This is a genomic window from Haloterrigena alkaliphila (assembly GCF_017352155.2).
Taxonomy (GTDB): domain Archaea; phylum Halobacteriota; class Halobacteria; order Halobacteriales; family Natrialbaceae; genus Haloterrigena; species Haloterrigena alkaliphila.
In genome coordinates, this window is record NZ_CP071462.1 from 1,615,093 (window position 1) to 1,633,166 (window position 18,074).

Below are 18,074 nucleotides of genomic sequence, written 5' to 3' on the forward strand. Positions count from 1 at the left end.
GCCAATGACTTCGAACGGCGCGGACCGGCGGACGTTTCTGGCGGGGACGGCCGGGACGCTCGCGACCGTCGCCGTCGCCGGCTGTCTGGGGCGCAGCGACGACGGCGACGACGACCCGGAACCGGTCCTCGACGTCGCGGAGGGGCTCGAGAGCGATACCGATCCCGCGGCGTGGCGCGACATCGAGGAACTCCGGTTCGACGGCTACGTCGGGGGATGGCTCGGCCTCGAACCGACGGCGATCGATCACATCGAGAACCCGACGCTCGTGCTCGTCGAGGGGCGGCGGTACGAACTCACTTGGGAGAATCAGGACGGCGTCCACCACAACTTCGCGTTCTGGGACGAAGACGAGGAGGTCGTCGAGGACTACTCGACCGAGGGGACCGACGTCCCCGGCGAGCGAGAAACCCTCGTGTTCGAAGCGACTCCGGAGATGGTTACCTACCGCTGCGAGTACCAGCCGGCGCGACAGCTCGGCGACGTCGAGCTCATCCCGGACCCCGCCGACGGCGAGGAGTCCGCGTAGGTTCGCCGTCGCCGCGCTCGAGGCGCCTGCGGCCGTCCGCTGGCTCGAGGTGCCATTCAATGCCGGACGCGGGCGGCCCGATCACCGAACGATCGTGACCGAGACGGGCGCCCGCCGAGCGATCGTCTCCGCGACGCTGCCCAGCAACACGCGGGAGACGCCCGAGCGGCCGTGACTGCCGATCACGATGTGGTCGACGTCGTTCTCCGCCGCGAACTCGACGACCTCGCGAGCGGGGTCGCCGGTGGCGACCTCCATCCGATAGTCGACGTCGCTCTCGTCGATGAAGTCCATGAGGTCCTCGCGCAGTTTCTCGGCGGCCGCCTCCCGGCGCTCGCCGAGCAGGTCCTGAATGGCCTTGATGCTCGCGTCGGTGTAGCTGTCCGAGAACTCGACGACGCGCAGCAGGACGAGCTCCTCGTCCGCGTGCTCGTTGATCGCGTATTTCACCGCCTTCTGTGCGGGTGCCGAGCCGTCGTACGCAACGAGAACGGTCATACGTTCAGTATCCAGTCGGGACGCTTAAATGTGAACGACGGACGCCCAGCGATCAGTCTTCGAATCCGTTCTCGAACCGGAAGGTTCCGTCCCGCTGGACGACCTCGCCGTCTACCTCGATATACGAGTCCTCGCTCATGTCGACGATCATGTCCACGTGCACCGCGGAGTCGTTGGCCTCGTTGCCCTCGCCGACGGTGTCGTCGTAGGCGCGGCCGACGGCCATGTGGACCGTGTCGCCCATCTTCTCGTCGAACAGCATGTTGTAGGTGAACCGGTCGATGTCGCGGTTCATCCCGATGCCGAGTTCGCCCAGTCGGCGCGCGCCGTCGTCGGTGTTGAGCACTTCCGTCAGTACGTCCTCGTTCTTCGCCGCGGAGTGGTCGACGACCTCGCCGCCCTCGAACTCGAGGTAGACGTCCGTGATCTCCCGGCCCTGGTGATAGAGCGGCATATCGAAGAGGACCTCACCCTCGACGCTGGCGGGCTGGGGAGCGGTGAAGACCTCGCCGCCGGGCAGATTGTGCTCGCCGTGGTCGTTGAGCGTGGGGTTGCCCGCGACGGACATCGTCACGTCCGTGGTGTCGCCGCTGACGATGCGGACCTCCTCGGCGGGGTCCATGATCTCGACCATGTTTTCCTGATGGTCGCGCTGTTCCTCCCAGTCCTTGTTGACGGCGTCCCAGACGAAGTTCTCGTAGCCCTCCGTGCTCATCTCGGCGAGCTGGGCGTTGGCCGGCGCGGGATACTGCGTGAGACACCAGCGCGTCGAGAGGCGTTCCTCGAGGATGGGGCGGTGGGCCTGCTGGTAGGCCGCCTGCGTCTCGGGGTCGACGTCGCTGGTCTGGGTGGCGTTGTCCGACGCTCGAATGGCGATGTAGACGTCGGTGTTCTGGATAAGGGCGAGTTCGTGCTCCGGCGTGTCATAGTCATCATCACCTGCCCGCAGAAAAGCCCGCCGCTGGCGTTCGCCCGTGCGCTGGCTGACCGATACCGGATTCGCGCCGTGGTCGCCGATGACCTCGTGGAGGGCGACGACCAGGTCCTCGGCGACGGGGTGTGCGTCGACGACGACGTTGTCGCCTTCCTGCAGATCGACCGAGTGGTTCGCGATGATCTCGGCGTGTTCGCGGATGCGTGGGTCCATGTCCGATACGTCGCCCGACGCCGGGATACCGTTTTCGAAGCGGCGACTCGAGGCTGTCCTCACTACCGGCGTCGAGCACCCGGCCGCCGGAATCGAGGACGAGCGGTGGACCATCTGCGAGTCACTCGGCGGTTCGTCCCCGAGCTGATCGAGGTGGGGGATCGCGTGCGGACGGCCGGCGGTCGCCGGCTATTTCTCGCCGCGGCTCACACCTCGAGTCATGATCGATCTGCGCTCGGACACGGTGACGAAACCCGACGACGAGATGCGCGAGGCCGCCCGCACCGCCGAAGTCGGCGACGACGTCTACGGCGAGGATCCGACGGTCAACGAACTCGAGGCCCGCGCCGCCGACGCGGTCGGCAAAGCGGCGGCGCTGTACGTTCCCTCGGGGACGATGGGCAACCAGATCGCGGCCCGCGTCCACACCGAACGGGGGCAGGAGGTCCTCGCTGATCGCGAGAGCCACGTCGTGAAGTACGAACTCGGCGGTCTCGCTCAGCACGCGGACCTGCAGGTCCGCACGTACGATGCGGACCGCGGGGTGCCGTCCCCCGAACAGGTCGCCACCGCACGCGTCGCCGAGGACCTCCACCGGCCCGGAACCGGCCTGCTCTGCCTCGAGAACACCCACAACGCCCGCGGCGGTCTCGCGATCGCCCCCGAACGGATCGCGGCGGCGGCCGAGGCGGCCCGCGAGCGCGACGTGCCGGTTCACCTCGACGGCGCACGCGTGTTCAACGCCGCGACGGCGCTCGACGCGCCCGCCACCGACGTCACCGATCCCGTCGACTCGGTCATGTTCTGCCTCTCGAAGGGGCTCGGCGCGCCGGTCGGATCCATGCTCGCCGGCAGCGAGGAGTTCGTCGAGCGGGCTCGTCGCGTCCGCAAACTGTTCGGCGGCGGACTGCGACAGGCTGGCATCGTCGCGGCGCCCGGCCTCCACGCACTCGAGAACGTCGACGACCTCGCGACCGACCACGAGAACGCCCGGTTACTGGCAGACGGACTCGCCGCGGTCGACGGGTTCGACGTGCAGTCGCCCGAGACGAACATCGTGCTCGCCGATATCGAGGGGACGGGCCTCGAGACGGAGACGGTCCTCGAGCGTCTGCGGGATCGAGACGTGCTGGCGAGCGCGTTCGGACCGACGACGCTCCGGTTCTGTACGCATCGGGACGTCTCGCGGGAGAATATCGAGGCTGCGATCGATGCCATCGAAGCGGCGTTCGGCGCGACGTAAGCCGGCCGGGCTACCGCGCTCAGCGCATCCCGTCGCGGAACTCGAGGATCGTGCGGCGGATGAGCAGATACGAGAAGAAGATCAGCGCGAGGAGGATCACCACGATCGCGATGATGACGGGGTCGTCGGGGAGCAGGTCCAGCATACGCAACCCCTTCCCTGTCAGCGAGCAAAATCGTTTCGACCTCGGTCAGTTCGTCCCAGTGGCTGTCGACTGACCGTTCGTCCACGCCGACCGATCACAAACTCAAATCCGAGTTTCACCTAGCGCCGTCTATATCGGTCCGTCTCCCCTCTGCTATCGTAGGTCCCGATCGTCACCCGCCACTGCGCGATCGGGACCAGTCGGTCGACGGCTCCCGCCCGTCGGTCCCCGACCGCCGGTTCGGTCCATCACCCTCCACTCGCCCTCCAACCCGATTTCGGTGGTCCCCCCGCTGACGCGACTGCCCTCCGACGAAAGCTGATCCGCACCCGTACCGTACGCCCGTACCGCTGTTTCTGACGGGCGCATCCGCCCACGAGTAGAAGCAGTCGCTATCGCTCGGCCGCCGCCGGTTCGTGCCCACGTTCAAATGGGAAGGGGCATCCTAATCGGGGCATGATCGCAATCGCCGGTGCGAAAGGTGGCTGTGGGAAGACGACGACGACCCTCGGCCTCGCGGAGGCGTTCGGCCGCACTGGAACGCCCGCCCTCGCGGTGGACGCCGACAGACAGCTGCCGAACCTTCACGTGAGAGCGGGAATCGATAGAGAGCCGACGCTCGCGGCGGTCGACGGCGGGGACGGCGTCTTGCAGATCGCCCAGCGAGATCCCCGCTCGTCGAACGTCGGCGTGCTGCCGGCGCCGAAACCGTCCGACCAGGTCGACGTGGATACCGCGCTCGAGGGGCTGGCCCCGGACTCGATCCAATTGGTGATCGACTGTCCGTCGGGTGCGGGCCCCGACGTCGTCGATCCGCTCTCGGTCGCCGACGCGGTGATCGTGGTGACGACCGACGACGAGCGGAGCCTCGAGGCCGCCGAGACCACCATCGAGATGGCGAACCGGCTCGGCGTGCCCATTCTGGGCGTCGTGCTGAACCGGTGTGCCGACGTTTCCGACGCGGTCCGGTCGTGGGTCGACGTCCCCGTGCTGGGACGAGTCCCCGACGTCGAGTCGCCGCTCTCGGCGGCGGACGCCCGGACCGCCTACGACGAGATCGTTCACACGCTCCAGACGAAGAACGCGACCGACCGGACCCCGCCGGAGTACGCCGACGAACTGTTGGAGACCGGCATCGACGCCCTCGACCGTCGGCTCGGCGGCGGATTCCTGCCCGGGACCGTCGTCGCCCTGACGGCCGATCCGGCGAGCCAGGCCGAACAGCTTCTCTATCAGACGACTGCGGCCCGCGGGACGCTGTACGTCACGGCTTGGCGGTCCGAACGGAACGTCGATCGAGCGATCGAGACGTCGACGCTCGAGACCGGGTCCCCGACCGTTCGACGGATCGACCGCGAGGGCGCGTTCGACCAGTTGGACGAGGTTCTCGGAAAACTCCCGGACGGCGCGAACCTGATCGTCGACACGGCGACCGCGCTGGAGCGCCGCGACAGGGACGACTACGTCGCGTTCATGAACGCCCTCAAGGATCGGATGGTCGAGACGAGCGGCGTCGCGTTCCTCTACTGTACGACGCCCGATTCGGCGCCGGAGAATCGCTCGATCACGACTCACTTCGCGGACGTCGTCCTCGATCTCGAGACGACGTCGCACGGCCCAGATGGGGGCGTCGAGCACTCCCTCTCGGCGCTGAAACACCGCTCCGACTGCGGCTTCTCGGAGACGATCGAACTCGCGTTCGACGGGACGACGAACGCGATCACGGTCCCGGCCGACCGGGGCCCGTCGGTTCGGTCCGGCTGACGGCGTCCCGCGCGAAACTCGGATCCGAGTTACAATCGGTCGAGAAGCCTCGAAACGGTTATCCCGCTCGGTAGTGGACTGGCGGATATATGATTCAGGTCGCGATCAACGGCTACGGCACGATCGGTAAACGCGTCGCGGACGCCGTCCGCGAGCAACCCGATATGGCGGTCCTCGGCGTCGCCAAGACGCGCCCGAACTTCGAGGCCGAGACGGCCGTCGGGAAGGGGTTTCCCCTCTACGCCGCCGTCGAGGAGCGCGCCGATCAGTTCGGCGAGGCCGGCCTCGAGATCGCCGGCCCCGTCGAGGACCTCGTCGACGAGGCCGATATCGTCGTCGACGCCACGCCGTCGGGCATCGGCGCGAAGAACAAGGAGATGTACGAGGCGTACGACACGCCCGCGCTCTACCAGGGCGGCGAGGACGCCGACCTCGTCGACACCAGTTTCAACGCCCGTTCGAACTTCGAGGACGCGACCGGCGCCGACCACGTCCGCGTCGTCTCCTGTAACACGACCGGCCTCTCCCGCGTGATCGCACCGCTGCGCGAGGCCTACGGCGTCGAGAAGGTCCGCGCGACGCTCGTCCGCCGCGGCGGCGACCCCGGCCAGACCTCCCGCGGCCCGATCAACGACATCCTGCCGAACCCGGTCACGATTCCGTCCCACCACGGCCCCGACGTCGAGACCATCTTCGACGATCTGGACATCGACACGCTCGGGATGAAGGTGCCCGCGACGCTGATGCACATGCACAGCCTCAACGTCACCCTCGAGGAGGACGTCGACGCGAGCGAGGTTCGCGACCTGTTCGCCGAGGAGTCCCGACTCTTCCTGATCCCCGAGCGGATGGACATCGACGGCAGCGGCAAACTCAAGGAGTACGCGCTCGACGCGGGGCGCCCGCGCGGTGACATCTGGGAGAACTGCATCTGGGAGGAGTCGATCTCGACCGTCGGCGACGACCTCTACCTCTTCCAGGGGATCCACCAGGAGAGCGACGTCGTGCCCGAGAACGTCGACGCGATTCGGGCGGTGCTGGGCGAGGCGGACGCCGAGGAGAGCATCGCGACGACTAACGAGACGATGGGCATCGGCCTCTAGTCGCGGCTCCGTTTTTCATCCTCGAGGGATTCTCCAGTCTTCGGTTTCGTTCACTGCAAACAACTAGTGACGACAGAAAGTTTTTGCCGCGCCGTCTACTACCCCTTCGCATGCGCCGAGACGACCGCGACGAACCCTTCGACGACCTGTTTCGCGAGATCGAGCGGATGATGAACGAGATGATGAACGGCGCGGACGCGAACGTCGACTTCGCCTCCTCGAGCGACGTCGACAGCGGCTTCGGGATGGACACCCACGTCGACATCCACGAGACCGACGACGAAATTCGGGTCGTCGCCGACCTCCCGGGCGTCGAGAAGGACAACATCGAACTCGAGTGCGACGGGAAGACCCTGACCATCTCCGCCGCCAGCGAGCACCGCCAGTACGACGAACGCGTCTCCCTCCCCCAGCGCGTCAACGAACACACCGCCTCCGCGACCTACAACAACGGCGTCCTCGAGGTCGTCTTCGACCTCGCGGAGCAGTCCTCGGGCATCAGCCTCGAGTAACCGAGCCGTCGCGGTCGAGCGCTCTTTTCACCTGCGGTCCGCAGTCGTTCGAATCGCATCCGCCAGCCGGTCGTAGAAGTCCGGTTCGTACTTCGTCGCCTCGTCGATCGTCGGCCGCGCGTTCGTCTCGTTGACTACCAGCCGATCGTCGGTTTCGAGCAGGTCGACGCCGAGAAACGGAATCTCGAGTTCGTCGGCGACCGATTCGGCGAGGTCGCGCCACTCCTCGGGGAGGTCGACGCCCGTGGCCTCCGCCCCGCGGTGGACGTTGTGTTTCCACTGGCCCTCCTCGACGGCGTCGTCGGGCAGGCGCCGCTCGACCGCGCCGACGTACTCGCCCTCGAGGACCATCACGCGGTAGTCGGTCGCTTCGGGGAGGTACTCCTGGACGAGAAACGAGCGGTCGCCGGTCGCCTTGTAGTCGTGGACCAGCGAGAGGTAGTCGCAGATCCCCAAGAAGGAATCGAGGTCGTGGGCCTTCGCGACGCCGACGCCCCGCGTCGTCGAGTTCGGTTTGACCACGACCGGCGGCTCGAACCGATCGAAGACGTCGACCAGTTCGTCTTCGTCGACGTCGTTCGAGACGTAGACGGACTCGGGAACCGGCAGGTCGGCGCGTTCGAGTCGCGCGATCACTTCGGCCTTGTTCCGTGAGATGAGGACGGTCTCGTGGTCGTTGAGCCACGGGATCTCGAGCAGCGCGTCGGCGACCCCGCCCTCCATCAGTCGACCGGGGTAGACGAAGCCGGCGTCGTACTCGTCTGGGTCCCACGGCGCCTCCTCGCCCAGCGGCACCACCCGCTCGCTCACGGGCACGTGGTGGACCCGGATCCCCCGCTCGGCCAGCGGCTCGCGCATCCGGCGGAACGTCTGCTTGGCGTTCGCCACCGCGAGATCGATCATATCTGGATTCGGGCGCAAAGGGGTAAAAAGGTGCTCGAGACAACGATTCGATCGGACCGGTTGGCCGGGAGTGCGTCTCGAGCAGATGCGAGAGACGCACGACTCGGGGGAGGGCAGGCTGTTGCCCTGTCACCGACCGCGAGTGAGCGAAGCGAACGAGCGGGCCGACGACTGATGTGGAGAACGCTATGCGTTCGGAACGGAAGGAGGAGTGCTTTTCATCGAAGTTTTGCCGAGGGCCAGCTTTGCTGGCCCGCAGAGCAAAAGTTCGTTTCTAGGCGATAAGCTGTTCTTCGCCTTTCTCGACGACGACGCGGCACGGCGGCGAGATCTTGTTGTAGGCGCGCCGGAGCGCGTCCTTGGCGAACTCGGCGTCGTCGACGTCACACCAGATGGTGAAGATGCGCTCGCCCTTGTCGATGCGGGCGGCGGTGCCGACGATCTTCCCGAAGGCCTGTCGCATCCCGTCGGAGACGCGGTCCGCACCCGCACCCGTCGCCTGCTTGTTTTCCCGGATGACGTGGTGGGGGAACTTCCGGAGGATCATCTTGTAGTTGTTCTCGCCGGCGCTTTTCAGCATGTGGCGGTTGGCCGACAGGCGCGAGGCCTCGAGGCTGCCGTGACGGATCTGGACCTCCTCTTCGGTGATGAGGCTGATCTGGACGGGGTAGTCATCGGCATCGGCGCTGATGTCGCCCATCTTGTGCTGTGCGATCTTGGAGCCCGGGATGCCGGTGATGTACTCGCGTCGCGTGTACGCCGGCTTGTCGATCTCCCGGTACATTGAGGCGGGTTTGTCGGACATGGTTGTGATTACTTACGAAAACGCAGGCCTACCGTGCGGATAAAGCCTTCGAAGCGCGCGCTGGGTGCGGGTTCGCGGTCTCCCAGTCCGGCGTGGCTCGAGCGGTCCCGTCCAGCGGGACCCCGGTGGGGCGGCGTCTTGGCTCCCGACGGACCGCCGGCTAGGGGGATGCGAGCGGCACCAGCACAATACGGCGCAGTCGGCGACGAAAATCAGTTCAGGGGAACGTACGCACCGTCGCGCTTCTCGATCAACCCCTGACTCGAGAGGGAGTTCAGGACGCTCAGGATCGAGATCTTCTTCATGGCCAGCACGGCTCCCAGTTCGTCGACCGTCGCCCCGTCGGTCGCCTCGAGGTAGAGGTAGACGAGTTTCCCCTGTGGGGAGTTGAGTTCGGTCGGCAGTTCGGTGATTCCGGCGTCGGCGTGGGTCTGTTCCATCATCGTACTAACATCATCGACGAACTGCAGTATAACGTTATGGTGCAGTCAGTCAATATTGACTAGCGAGTACTAGTGGCATTATATGTATTGATGCTCAGTATCACGGTCGATACCCGATTCGAACGAGTGTAATACCGGTCGGCACACGGTACTCTAGCAGCCGTATCGTCTTCTACTGGTGACGTTTCAGCAATCAGATCTCGGAGACGGGATTCGGTTCGGTTCGACTCTCGATCTCAGTTGAAATCTGTATTAGTATGATTGTTTATCGTTATGGATTGGATAGTTATTTCGCGTATAATGAATATTAAGACGAACGACTCGTCGATCGCCCAACGCAGCCACAGGTCGGTCTTCGACCGCTCTCGAGCGCGAATTCGGTGAGACGGCGCTCGGCTCGAGCGTGACGGCGTAACGGGAGACCGGGCGACCGCTTCGGGCGGGCCGTTCCGCTTCCGGGTCGAACGCGGCGGCGTCCGAGACCCAGGAGAAACGGTGATCCGGTGGGGCCGCCGGCGTTTTTAATACCGTTCCGCGGCTAGCATGGGTCATGCCTCGGAGTTTCCGGATCGGCTCCCTGTTCGGGATCCCGATCAAGCTGGATCTCACGTTCTTGCTCGTGCTCCCGCTGTTCGCCTATCTCATCGGCGCACAAATCGGAGACGTTACAGGTTTGCTGAACGACGGGCTGGCGGCGGGCATCGACGTCGGCGCCGTCACCAGCGGGACGACGCCGTGGGTGCTCGGCCTGACCGCGGCGATCGGTCTCTTCGTCGGCGTCGTCCTCCACGAACTGGGCCACTCGCTGACGGCCCAGCGCTACGGATTTCCCATCGACTCGATCACGCTCTGGCTGTTCGGCGGCATCGCCGCGCTCTCGGAGATGCCCGAGGACTGGCGACAGGAGTTCACCATCGCCATCGCCGGTCCCATCGTTTCGGTGCTCGTCGGCGTCGGTTCGTACGCGCTCTTTCTCGTCGTTCCCGATACCCTCGACGGCGCCCGGTTCGTCCTCGGCTACCTCGCCGTGTTGAACGTCGCGCTCGCGGGCTTCAACATGATCCCCGCGTTCCCGATGGACGGCGGCCGGGTTCTCCGCGCGTTTCTCGCCCGGAGCCAGCCGTACGCGAAAGCGACCCAGCAGGCCGCCAGCATCGGCAAGCTGTTCGCTGTCCTCATGGCGCTGTTCGGCCTCTTCGCGGGGAACATCATCCTCATCGGCGTCGCCTTCTTCGTCTACATCGCCGCCTCGAGCGAGGCCCAGCAGGTGACGATGAAGGCCGCGTTTCAGGACGTCACCGTCGGCGACATCATGACGCACGCCAGCGATCTCCACACGGTCGAACCCGACACCTCGGTGGCGGACCTGGTCCAGCGGATGTTCACCGAACGCCACACCGGCTATCCGGTCGTCGACACTGGTTTCGACGGCGAGCGCCTCGTCGGCCTCGTGACGCTGACCGACGCCCGGGAGGTCAACCCCGTCGAGCGAGACGCCTACACGGTCGAGGACGTGATGACGACCGACCTGAAGACGATCACGGCGGAGTCGGACGCGATGACGGCGATCGAGAAGATGCGCGAGCACGACATCGGCCGCCTGCTCGTCGTCGATAGCGCGGGAGGACGTTCCGCTGAAGGGGGCGACCTCGTCGGGTTGATCTCGCGGACGGACGTGATGACCGCCTTCGACATCGTCCAGAAGAGCGGCGCGGTCAACCCCGACCGGCGCCCGCGGACCGCTGACTGACCGGCGCAGCGATTCGACTCGGGTACCCGGACGAACCGGCAAAAGCGTCCGTAACGCCCGTCTCGAGTGCCGAGATCAACATTCTTAACCGCGGCGGCGGCCGACTCTCCGGCGATGCCACCGGCCATCGAGACCGTCGATCTCGTGAAGGAATACGGCGAGCTGCGCGCGCTGCAGGGGCTCTCGCTGACCGTCGAGGAGGGCGAGTTCTTCGGTCTCCTCGGCCCCAACGGTGCGGGGAAGACGACGTTCATCAACACCCTCGTCGGACTGGTCCGCAAGACCGGCGGCGAGGCGCGGGTCTTCGGATACGACGTCGAAGACGATTACCGACAGGCCCGCGACGCCATCGGCCTCGCTCCCCAGGAGTTCAACGTCGATCGATTCTTCTCGATACACGAAGTACTGAAGAATAAGGCGGGATACCACGGCGTTCCCGAGGACGAGGCCGCGGACCGCGCCGACGACGTCCTGAAACGCGTCGGGATCTACGACAAGCGCGACGAGCGCTTCGACTGGCTCTCCGGCGGGATGAAGCGCCGCCTCTTGCTCGCGCGGGCGCTCGTGACCGACCCCGACCTGCTGATCCTCGACGAACCCACGGCGGGCGTCGACGTCCAGTTGCGCCACGACCTCTGGGAACTCGTGACGGAACTCAACGAGGAGGGGACGACGGTCCTCCTCACCACGCACTACATCGAGGAGGCCGAACGCCTCTGCGACCGGGTCGCGATCATGAACGAGGGCCGGAAGGTGACCGTCGCGACGCCGGACGAACTGAAAGAACGGGGGACCGACACCATCTCCGTCCGCCTCGAGTCGCCGATCTCGTCGACCGCGGCGAGCGACCTCGAGTCCGACCTCGGCGCGTACGCCCACGAGGTGACGACGTCGGCGGCCGGCGACAGCCTCGAGGTCCGCGTCGACGACGGCGGTTCGACCGCGCCGCGCCTGTTGAACGACCTCGAGGCGATGGGCCACGAGATCGCCGACCTCGAGATCACCCGGACGTCGCTCGAGGAGATTTTCGTCGACCTCACGCGAAGCGAAGACAGCACGGTGACGCGGTCGTCGGCCTCGAGCGCCGGTGACGGCGACAGCGGCGAGGGCGATGACACCGATCGCGCGGCCGGCGAACCGGAATCCGAGCGCGAACAGGAGGGGGTCGCCTGATGCTGTCGGTCGGCTTTCGCGCGCTCTTTCGGCGCGAGGTGTTGCGGTTCGTCCGCCGCCCGAAGAACACGTTCATGCCGCCGGCGATCACGAACGTGCTCTACTTCGCCGTCTTCGGGGTCATTCTCGGCGGCCGAATCGATCAGATCGCCGGCTTCGACTACATCCTCTTCATCGTCCCAGGGCTGATCGTCCTCGGCGCGATCTCGAACGCCTTCGAGAACGCCTCGTTCTCGATCTTCCACGGCAGATGGAACGAGTACATCCACGAAACGCTGACCTCGCCGCTGTCGTACGTCGAGATGGTCGTCGCCTACGTCGGCGCCAGCGCGGTGCGAGGGCTCATCGTCGGCGTCATCATCGCCGCCGTCGGCCGCGTCTTCGTGCCGATCAGCATCGAACACGGGCTGTTTCTGATCGCCACGATGGTCGTCATCACGGCGCTGTTCGCCGGCTTCGGCATCATCGGCGGGCTCGTCGCCCGCGACTTCGACGATCTGACCGTGATGAACCAGTTCATTCTCCGCCCGCTGGTGTTCTTCGGTGCCGTCTTCTACTCCCTCGAGACGTTCGATCAGGCCTGGCAGGTCGGCCTTTCGCTGGTGAACCCGATGGTCTACATGGTCGACAGCGTCCGGTACGGCCTGCTGGGCCACTCGGATCTGATCGCGGTCGGCATCCTCCCCGGTCCCTACGCCGACTTCGCGCCGGTGCTCGCGCTCGGCGTGCTGACGGCGGCCACCCTCCTCGTGCTGGCGATCGACGTCTACCTGTTCAAGATCGGCTACGGGTTGACGGACTGACCGCGATTCGTCGAGTCGTCTCTGGTACATTTATCTGCCCGACTGGTCGATATCGTCACATGAGAACCGAGCACTGTCCGAACTGCGGTGCCTCGCTCTCCTCGGAGGCGAACTACTGCAGCGAGTGCGGGGAGGCGGTGAACGACGACTCGTGGGGGTCCTCGAGCGCGGAGAGCGCGTGGGACGGCGCCGACGACTCGTGGACCCGGGACTCGCGTTCGGACTACGGATACGGGTCGGACCGACGATCCGAGGGCGACACGACGCTCGCGGCGATCACGCACGTGCTCGCGATATTCACGTGGGCCGTCGGTCCGCTGATCGTCCTCGTCGCCACCGACGACCCGTTCGTCGAGGAGAACGCGCGGAACGCGCTGAACTGGCAAATCGCGTTCACGATCTACACGCTCGTTTCGTTCCTCCTCGTCTTCGTCGTCGTCGGCATCGCTCCCCTACTGGTCCTGCCGCTGGTCGATCTGGCGTTCTGCGTCGTCGCCGCGGTCAAGGCCGCCGACGGCGAGGCGTGGTCGTATCCGATGACCCCCGATATCGTCTGAGCACCGAGGCGGAGCCGTCCGTGTGGCTCCGCGCGCGACTCAGTCCTCGTACTCCGCGACTTTCACCACCTGCTTCCCGATGTTCTCGCCCTCGAACAGCCCGAGGAAGGCGTCCGGTGCGTTCTCGAACCCGTCGACGACGTTCTCGCGGTACTGGACGTCGCCGTTCCGGATGAACGTCGAGAGTCGCTCGAGCGCCTCGCCCCAGCGGGGCTGGTAGTCGCTGACGAGCAGTCCCTCGACCGTCGCGCGACTTTCGATGAGTTTGGCGAGCTTTCGCGGCCCGGTCGGGACCTCGGTTTCGTTGTAGAGCGCGATCTGGCCGCAGATAGCGACGCGGGCGTCGACGTTCAGCCGGGGCCAGACGGCGTCCGTGATGGGGCCGCCGACGTTGTCGAAGTAGACGTCGACGCCGTCCGGACAGGCGTCGTCGACCGCGGTCGAGAGGTCGTCGGTCTCCTTGTAGTTGATCGCGGCGTCGAAGCCGAGGTCCTCGGTGAGCCACTCGACCTTCGCTTCGCTTCCGGCGGTGCCGACGACGCGAGCCCCCGCGAGCCGGGCGAGTTGGCCGACGACGGAGCCGACCGCGCCCGCCGCGGCGGAGACGACGACGGTGTCGCCGGGGTGGGGATCGGCCACGTCGGTGGTTCCCCAGTAGGCCGTCACGCCGGGCATCCCGAGAACGCCCAGCGCCGTCGAAATCGGCCCGTGGTCGGGGTTGACTCGCTGGAGTTCGTTCGCGTCCGCGGCGACGTGTTCCGCCCACAGCAGGTCGCCGGTGACGATATCGCCCTCGGCGAACCGGCCGCTGTTGGACTCGAGCACTTCGCCGACGACGTTGGCCTTCATCGGATCGCCGACATCCCACGGCTCGGCGTAGGACTCCGCGTCGCGCATCCGACCGCGCATGTAGGGGTCGACGGACTGATACAGCGTCTTCACGAGGACTTCGCCGGTGTCCGGTTCGGGCCGGTCGACGGTGACGAGTTCGAAGTCGTCGTGGGTCGGTTCGCCGACGGGTCGACTCGCGAGGCGCCACTGTCTGGTTTCTGCCATACCCTGATATGGCGGTGCCGGTAGGTGAAGATTGGGCTCGCGGAACCCCTCGCCTCCGTATCATCTACGAGCACGTCGCGCCTGCGCTGGGTGGTGTAATGCGCCGTCCGCCCGCGAGCCGAGGGGCCGAATTCCAAACCCTTTAACCGGTTTCTGGGCACCGCTCTAGTAATGGACCACCTGCTCACTCGCGCCGCTCGCGGGGAACGGACCGAGCGCCCTCCGGTCTGGCTGATGCGGCAAGCCGGCCGCCACATCCCGGAGTACCGGACGATCCGGGAGGACTACACCTTCAAGGAGGCCATCAAGACCCCGTCGGTCGCCGAACGGATCACGCTGCTCCCGTGGGAGCTGTACGAACCCGACGGCCTCGTCATCTACTCCGACATCCTGACCGTCCTCGAGCCGCTCGGGTTCGACTACCGAATCGAGTCCGGTGTCGGGCCGGTGATCGAAAACCCCGTCGACGGGCCGGGGGACGTCGAGCGGGAGACCGAGGACGTCGCCGAGGCGCTGGATTACGTCGGCGAGTTGATCGACCGGCTGGTCGACCGCGTCGGCGATCGGACGGCGATCATCGGCTTCGCGGGCGGCCCGTTCACCCTCGCCTCGTACGCCGTCGCCGGCGGCGCGAGCGACGGCCGGACGCCGATCCGCCGGTTCCGCGCGGAACACCCCGATGCCTTCCGGACGCTCCTCGAGCGATTCGCCGCGGGCGTCCGGGAGAGCCTCGAGTATCAGATTCGGATGGGCGCCGACGTCGTTCAGCTGTTCGACACCTACGCGAGCGTGCTCACACCCGAGGACTACGAGGAGTTCGTCCTGCCGCTTCACCGGGAGATTCTCGCCGACCTCGACGTCCCCTCGATCGTCTTCGTCAAGAACATGGCCGGCAAACTCGACCTCCTCGAGGCCAGCGGCGCCGACGTGGTGGGCCTCGACTGGAGCGTCGACATGGCCGCGGCCCGCGAACGACTGGGCGACGTGCCGGTCCAGGGGAACCTCGACCCCACCCACCTGTACGGGAGCGAGGCGTTCGTCGAAAAACGGACGCGGGAGATCGTCGAGAAGGCCGGTCCGGAGGGACACATCCTCAACCTCGGCCACGGCGTCCTCCGCGACACGCCCGTCGAGCGCGTCCGCACGTTCGTCGAGACGGCGAAGTCGATCGATCGCAGTCGGTAGTCGGCCGTTCTAGTCGTCCGCCGCGAACCGGTCGGCGACCGTCTTCGCCTCGCGGATGCGGCTCGGGACCCCGATCCGGCTGGTGTAGTTCGTCGCCAGAACCACGTTCTCCGGGAGTTCGACGTCCTCGAGGGCCGCCCACGAGGTGTCGTGGGCGGGCATCACGCGCGGCAGCTTCGTCACCGAGAGCAGTTCCGGATCGACGCCCATCACCTGCCGGAACTCGCGGCGAGCGACCCGACCGAGTTCCGCGTCCGAGCGGTCGATCGCGTCCGGATCGTGCATCCCGCCGAGGAAGACGGTGTAGACGCCGTCGCGGTCGAAGAGGCCGTCGTTCCACGTGACGCCGAGGGTCTCGAGGGGCTCGTCGCGGCGAACCTGGTAGCCGAAGCCCTCGGCGTCCGCCTCGGCGGCGAGGTGGACCAGGACCAGCGAGTTGTACGTGAGCTCCTCGAGCGGTTCGGCGACCGCGCCGGAGAGCCCGCCAAGGAGCGACGCGGCCGCCGGGGCCGGCGTCGTCACGACGACCGCGTCGACGTCGATCGTTCGGCCGCCGAGGTCGAGCACGTACCCCTCCTCGTCACCGTCGCGGATGTCGTCCACCGACGCGTTCAGGTGGACGTACGGGCGGTGGGCTTCGTAGAGGGCGGTCGGCAGCGTCTGGAGGCCGTTCGCGAACGAGACGGGCGGCGGCGTCTCGTCGTCCCCCCGCAATCGACCGAACGCCGCCCGGAGGAGCGATCCCCGCCGCTCCTCGAGGGCGATCAGCCGCTCGAGCGAGTGTTCGACGGGCATCGTCGCAGGATCGGAGCCGTAGATCCCGCCGAACAACGGTTCGACGACGTTCCGGTAGGCCTCCTCGCCGAACTTCCGCCTGAAGAGGGTCGCCGCCCGCTCGTCCGGCCTCGCGGGATCGGTCAGCGGTTCGGCCAGCAGCCGGAGCTTCCCGCGCCACGAGAGCAGATCGGTCCGGAGGAACGCCCCCGGAGACCGGGGGACGAGTCGGAGGTGCCCGTCGCCGTAGACGTACAGCGGGAGCGAGTCGTCCGCCCGAAGCAACTCGTCGCGCAGCCCCAGGTCGTCCACGAGGGCTTCGATCGAGGGGGTGAGCCGGATCCGCTGTGGCCCGTACTCGAGGAGGCGCCCCTCGACCGTTTCGGATCGGATCGCGCCGCCCGGCCGAGAGTCGGCCTCGACGGTCACGACGTCGATGTCCCGCTCGGCGAGGTAGTGGGTGAGCGCCAGCCCGGTGATGCCGGCGCCGATGACGCCGACCCTCATCGGGTCCGCGGGCTGTTGAGACAGAACGCGCCGGGCGCGTCCCGACACTGGCACTGCCGGAGGTTGTAGTAGCCCGGCTCGAACCCGCCGGTGAACGGCTCGATCAGGTCCGCGAGGGCGTCGATGAACTGCTCGTCGTCGTAGGGGACCGGCACCCGGTAGAAGTCCAGCCCCGCCTCGAGGGCCTCCTCGCGGAGTTCGACGTCGAGTTCCGAGAGCGTCTCCGACTGCTCGTGGACGAAACTCACCGGTTCGACGACGACCCGGTCGGCGTCGACGGTCTCGATCACCCTCTCGATCGACGGCTCGGTCCAGTCGACGTCGCGGTTCTCGTGGTTCTGATAGCCGAGTTCGTACTCGTCGACGCCGAGTTGGGCCGCGAGCGCCTCGCAGTACTCCTCGACGTACTCGACGTACCGGCTGCCCTCGTCGAGGTAGTACTGGGGCGTCCCGTGGGCGGAGAAGACGAGTCGCGCGTCCCCCTCGAGCGAGAGCCCCTGCGTCTCGACGAACGATCTGACGTTGTCCGCTCGCGCTCGCGTGTAGCCCGGGTGGCGGTGCCAGCCGGTGAGTTCGCTCACGTCGACGTCCCACTCGGCCGCCTCGATGGCGTCGGTGAGCTCCTCGAGCGCCGCGACGGTCGTCGAGGGACCACAGAGCGGATAGATCGGCAGCCCGACGAGCTGCTCGACCCCGTCGCTGCGGGCCCGCTCGACCGCGTCCTCGATGAACGGCTCGGTGAACTGCATCCCGACGTAGGTCGTCACGTCGTAGCCCCGATCGCGGAGTTCCCGCTCGAGGAGCGTCGCCTGCGCGTCGGCGTGCGACTGGAGCGGCGAGCCGCCGATCTCCTCGTACTCCTCGATCAGCGCGGGCGCGCGTCGCTGTGCGAGTTGGCGCGAGCGCTCGCGCGCCTCGGCTTCGGTCGTCTCGCCCTCGATGTCGGCGTTGGCGTAGAAGATGCGTTCCAGATAGTCGACGACGGTCTCTCGCGTCGGTCGCTCCGGTTCGCCGAAGTTCAGGAGTGCGACCCCAGTAGACATACCGACGGCTAGGAACGACCCCCGCAAAAGTGTTGAGTTTCCGGTCAGGCGCTGGGTTTCTCTCGACGGCCTCGTCGCGCGTTTTCCGAACGTATTCGGTGGTCCTCGCCCGAACCGATTCGGTGCTTGTCGCC

At 66.7% G+C, this 18,074-nt stretch carries 20 protein-coding genes; 11 read left to right on the forward strand and 9 right to left on the reverse strand.

The annotated features are described in order from the left end of the window. Positions 1-4: 4 nt before the first annotated feature. On the forward strand, positions 5-529 hold the full coding sequence (locus J0X25_RS26660; protein ID WP_207290568.1) for a twin-arginine translocation signal domain-containing protein: 525 nt from the start codon (positions 5-7) through the stop codon (positions 527-529). Positions 530-610: 81 nt separating this feature from the next. On the opposite strand, the gene J0X25_RS26665 is transcribed toward J0X25_RS26660, so the two are convergent. After that, positions 611-1,027: a universal stress protein gene (locus tag J0X25_RS26665; protein ID WP_207290569.1), complete on the reverse strand. Its 417-nt coding sequence runs from the start codon at positions 1,025-1,027 to the stop codon at positions 611-613. A 52-nt stretch (positions 1,028-1,079) separates the two neighbouring features. Beyond that, positions 1,080-2,174: an aminopeptidase gene (locus J0X25_RS26670; RefSeq protein ID WP_207290570.1), complete on the reverse strand. Its 1,095-nt coding sequence runs from the start codon at positions 2,172-2,174 to the stop codon at positions 1,080-1,082. Between J0X25_RS26670 and J0X25_RS26675 the strand changes: the two genes are divergently transcribed. Both J0X25_RS26675 and J0X25_RS26680 read left to right on the forward strand, forming a co-directional pair. Next, positions 2,173-2,322, forward strand: coding sequence for a hypothetical protein (locus tag J0X25_RS26675; RefSeq protein WP_207290571.1), 150 nt, complete (start codon positions 2,173-2,175; stop codon positions 2,320-2,322). The two genes, J0X25_RS26670 and J0X25_RS26675, sit on opposite strands and share 2 nt — an antisense overlap. 72 nt (positions 2,323-2,394) lie before the next feature. Next, positions 2,395-3,417, forward strand: coding sequence for a threonine aldolase family protein (locus tag J0X25_RS26680; protein WP_207290572.1), 1,023 nt, complete (start codon positions 2,395-2,397; stop codon positions 3,415-3,417). Between the two features lie 19 nt (positions 3,418-3,436). On the opposite strand, the gene J0X25_RS39795 is transcribed toward J0X25_RS26680, so the two are convergent. Then, positions 3,437-3,562, reverse strand: coding sequence for a DUF7859 family protein (locus tag J0X25_RS39795; protein ID WP_284145198.1), 126 nt, complete (start codon positions 3,560-3,562; stop codon positions 3,437-3,439). Positions 3,563-4,018: 456 nt separating this feature from the next. Here J0X25_RS39795 and J0X25_RS26685 point away from each other — a divergent pair, with 456 nt between their 5' ends. From J0X25_RS26685 to J0X25_RS26695, 3 genes are all read left to right on the forward strand, one after another. Then, positions 4,019-5,326: a DUF7125 family protein gene (locus J0X25_RS26685; RefSeq protein WP_207290573.1), complete on the forward strand. Its 1,308-nt coding sequence runs from the start codon at positions 4,019-4,021 to the stop codon at positions 5,324-5,326. An 89-nt stretch (positions 5,327-5,415) separates the two neighbouring features. Then, positions 5,416-6,429 carry a type II glyceraldehyde-3-phosphate dehydrogenase gene (locus tag J0X25_RS26690; RefSeq protein ID WP_207290574.1) on the forward strand — a complete coding sequence of 338 codons (1,014 nt, stop codon included), beginning with the start codon at positions 5,416-5,418 and terminating at the stop codon, positions 6,427-6,429. Positions 6,430-6,539: 110 nt separating this feature from the next. After that, positions 6,540-6,941, forward strand: coding sequence for an Hsp20/alpha crystallin family protein (locus J0X25_RS26695; RefSeq protein ID WP_207290575.1), 402 nt, complete (start codon positions 6,540-6,542; stop codon positions 6,939-6,941). Positions 6,942-6,968: 27 nt separating this feature from the next. Here J0X25_RS26695 and J0X25_RS26700 read toward each other — a convergent pair whose 3' ends face one another. The 3 genes from J0X25_RS26700 to J0X25_RS26710 all read right to left on the reverse strand — a co-directional run bounded on the left by J0X25_RS26700 (position 6,969) and on the right by J0X25_RS26710 (position 9,092). Continuing rightward, positions 6,969-7,844 (reverse strand): ATP-grasp domain-containing protein, encoded by an 876-nt coding sequence (locus J0X25_RS26700; protein ID WP_207290576.1) that lies wholly within the window; start codon positions 7,842-7,844, stop codon positions 6,969-6,971. Between the two features lie 274 nt (positions 7,845-8,118). After that, a complete protein-coding gene (locus J0X25_RS26705) occupies positions 8,119-8,649 on the reverse strand; it encodes a 50S ribosomal protein L16 (RefSeq protein WP_207290577.1) in 531 nt (176 codons plus the stop codon). Between the two features lie 212 nt (positions 8,650-8,861). Next, the gene (locus J0X25_RS26710) at positions 8,862-9,092 is read right to left on the reverse strand and encodes a MarR family transcriptional regulator (RefSeq protein ID WP_207290578.1); all 231 of its coding nucleotides are present in this window, start codon (positions 9,090-9,092) and stop codon (positions 8,862-8,864) included. 550 nt (positions 9,093-9,642) lie between these two features. Here J0X25_RS26710 and J0X25_RS26715 point away from each other — a divergent pair. From J0X25_RS26715 to J0X25_RS26730, 4 genes are all read left to right on the forward strand, one after another. Continuing rightward, positions 9,643-10,842 (forward strand): CBS domain-containing protein, encoded by a 1,200-nt coding sequence (locus tag J0X25_RS26715; RefSeq protein WP_207290579.1) that lies wholly within the window; start codon positions 9,643-9,645, stop codon positions 10,840-10,842. 114 nt (positions 10,843-10,956) lie between these two features. Then, the gene (locus tag J0X25_RS26720; RefSeq protein WP_207290580.1) at positions 10,957-12,015 is read left to right on the forward strand and encodes an ABC transporter ATP-binding protein; all 1,059 of its coding nucleotides are present in this window, start codon (positions 10,957-10,959) and stop codon (positions 12,013-12,015) included. After that, positions 12,015-12,818: an ABC transporter permease gene (locus J0X25_RS26725; protein WP_207290581.1), complete on the forward strand. Its 804-nt coding sequence runs from the start codon at positions 12,015-12,017 to the stop codon at positions 12,816-12,818. The genes J0X25_RS26720 and J0X25_RS26725 overlap by 1 nt, the downstream gene beginning before the upstream one ends. 59 nt (positions 12,819-12,877) lie before the next feature. Further along, entirely contained in the window at positions 12,878-13,375 is a 498-nt protein-coding gene (locus J0X25_RS26730) for a zinc ribbon domain-containing protein (RefSeq protein ID WP_207290582.1), read from the forward strand. A 39-nt stretch (positions 13,376-13,414) separates the two neighbouring features. Here J0X25_RS26730 and J0X25_RS26735 read toward each other — a convergent pair whose 3' ends face one another. Beyond that, on the reverse strand, positions 13,415-14,431 hold the full coding sequence (locus tag J0X25_RS26735) for an NADP-dependent oxidoreductase (RefSeq protein WP_207290583.1): 1,017 nt from the start codon (positions 14,429-14,431) through the stop codon (positions 13,415-13,417). Between the two features lie 171 nt (positions 14,432-14,602). Between J0X25_RS26735 and hemE the strand changes: the two genes are divergently transcribed. Continuing rightward, on the forward strand, positions 14,603-15,616 hold the full coding sequence (hemE, locus tag J0X25_RS26740) for a uroporphyrinogen decarboxylase (RefSeq protein ID WP_207290584.1): 1,014 nt from the start codon (positions 14,603-14,605) through the stop codon (positions 15,614-15,616). A 9-nt stretch (positions 15,617-15,625) separates the two neighbouring features. Here the strand turns inward: hemE and hemG are convergent, their stop codons facing one another. Both hemG and hemH read right to left on the reverse strand, forming a co-directional pair. After that, positions 15,626-16,897: a protoporphyrinogen oxidase gene (hemG, locus tag J0X25_RS26745; RefSeq protein ID WP_207290585.1), complete on the reverse strand. Its 1,272-nt coding sequence runs from the start codon at positions 16,895-16,897 to the stop codon at positions 15,626-15,628. Continuing rightward, positions 16,894-17,940: a ferrochelatase gene (gene hemH / locus J0X25_RS26750; protein ID WP_207290586.1), complete on the reverse strand. Its 1,047-nt coding sequence runs from the start codon at positions 17,938-17,940 to the stop codon at positions 16,894-16,896. Before hemH ends, hemG begins: the two co-directional genes overlap by 4 nt. Between the last annotated feature and the right edge of the window lie 134 nt (positions 17,941-18,074).

Coding starts and splice junctions, on each gene's coding strand:
- hemH (WP_207290586.1), bottom strand. CDS start 17,940: ATGTCTACTGGGGTCGCACTCCTGAACTTCGGCGAACCGGAGCGACCG.
- J0X25_RS26680 (WP_207290572.1), top strand. CDS start 2,395: ATGATCGATCTGCGCTCGGACACGGTGACGAAACCCGACGACGAGATG.
- J0X25_RS26710 (WP_207290578.1), bottom strand. CDS start 9,092: ATGATGGAACAGACCCACGCCGACGCCGGAATCACCGAACTGCCGACC.
- J0X25_RS26705 (WP_207290577.1), bottom strand. CDS start 8,649: ATGTCCGACAAACCCGCCTCAATGTACCGGGAGATCGACAAGCCGGCG.
- J0X25_RS26690 (WP_207290574.1), top strand. CDS start 5,416: ATGATTCAGGTCGCGATCAACGGCTACGGCACGATCGGTAAACGCGTC.
- J0X25_RS26660 (WP_207290568.1), top strand. CDS start 5: ATGACTTCGAACGGCGCGGACCGGCGGACGTTTCTGGCGGGGACGGCC.
- J0X25_RS26730 (WP_207290582.1), top strand. CDS start 12,878: ATGAGAACCGAGCACTGTCCGAACTGCGGTGCCTCGCTCTCCTCGGAG.
- hemE (WP_207290584.1), top strand. CDS start 14,603: ATGGACCACCTGCTCACTCGCGCCGCTCGCGGGGAACGGACCGAGCGC.
- J0X25_RS26720 (WP_207290580.1), top strand. CDS start 10,957: ATGCCACCGGCCATCGAGACCGTCGATCTCGTGAAGGAATACGGCGAG.
- J0X25_RS26685 (WP_207290573.1), top strand. CDS start 4,019: ATGATCGCAATCGCCGGTGCGAAAGGTGGCTGTGGGAAGACGACGACG.
- J0X25_RS26700 (WP_207290576.1), bottom strand. CDS start 7,844: ATGATCGATCTCGCGGTGGCGAACGCCAAGCAGACGTTCCGCCGGATG.
- J0X25_RS26725 (WP_207290581.1), top strand. CDS start 12,015: ATGCTGTCGGTCGGCTTTCGCGCGCTCTTTCGGCGCGAGGTGTTGCGG.
- J0X25_RS26675 (WP_207290571.1), top strand. CDS start 2,173: ATGTCCGATACGTCGCCCGACGCCGGGATACCGTTTTCGAAGCGGCGA.
- J0X25_RS26735 (WP_207290583.1), bottom strand. CDS start 14,431: ATGGCAGAAACCAGACAGTGGCGCCTCGCGAGTCGACCCGTCGGCGAA.
- J0X25_RS26665 (WP_207290569.1), bottom strand. CDS start 1,027: ATGACCGTTCTCGTTGCGTACGACGGCTCGGCACCCGCACAGAAGGCG.
- J0X25_RS39795 (WP_284145198.1), bottom strand. CDS start 3,562: ATGCTGGACCTGCTCCCCGACGACCCCGTCATCATCGCGATCGTGGTG.
- J0X25_RS26715 (WP_207290579.1), top strand. CDS start 9,643: ATGCCTCGGAGTTTCCGGATCGGCTCCCTGTTCGGGATCCCGATCAAG.
- hemG (WP_207290585.1), bottom strand. CDS start 16,897: ATGAGGGTCGGCGTCATCGGCGCCGGCATCACCGGGCTGGCGCTCACC.
- J0X25_RS26695 (WP_207290575.1), top strand. CDS start 6,540: ATGCGCCGAGACGACCGCGACGAACCCTTCGACGACCTGTTTCGCGAG.
- J0X25_RS26670 (WP_207290570.1), bottom strand. CDS start 2,174: ATGGACCCACGCATCCGCGAACACGCCGAGATCATCGCGAACCACTCG.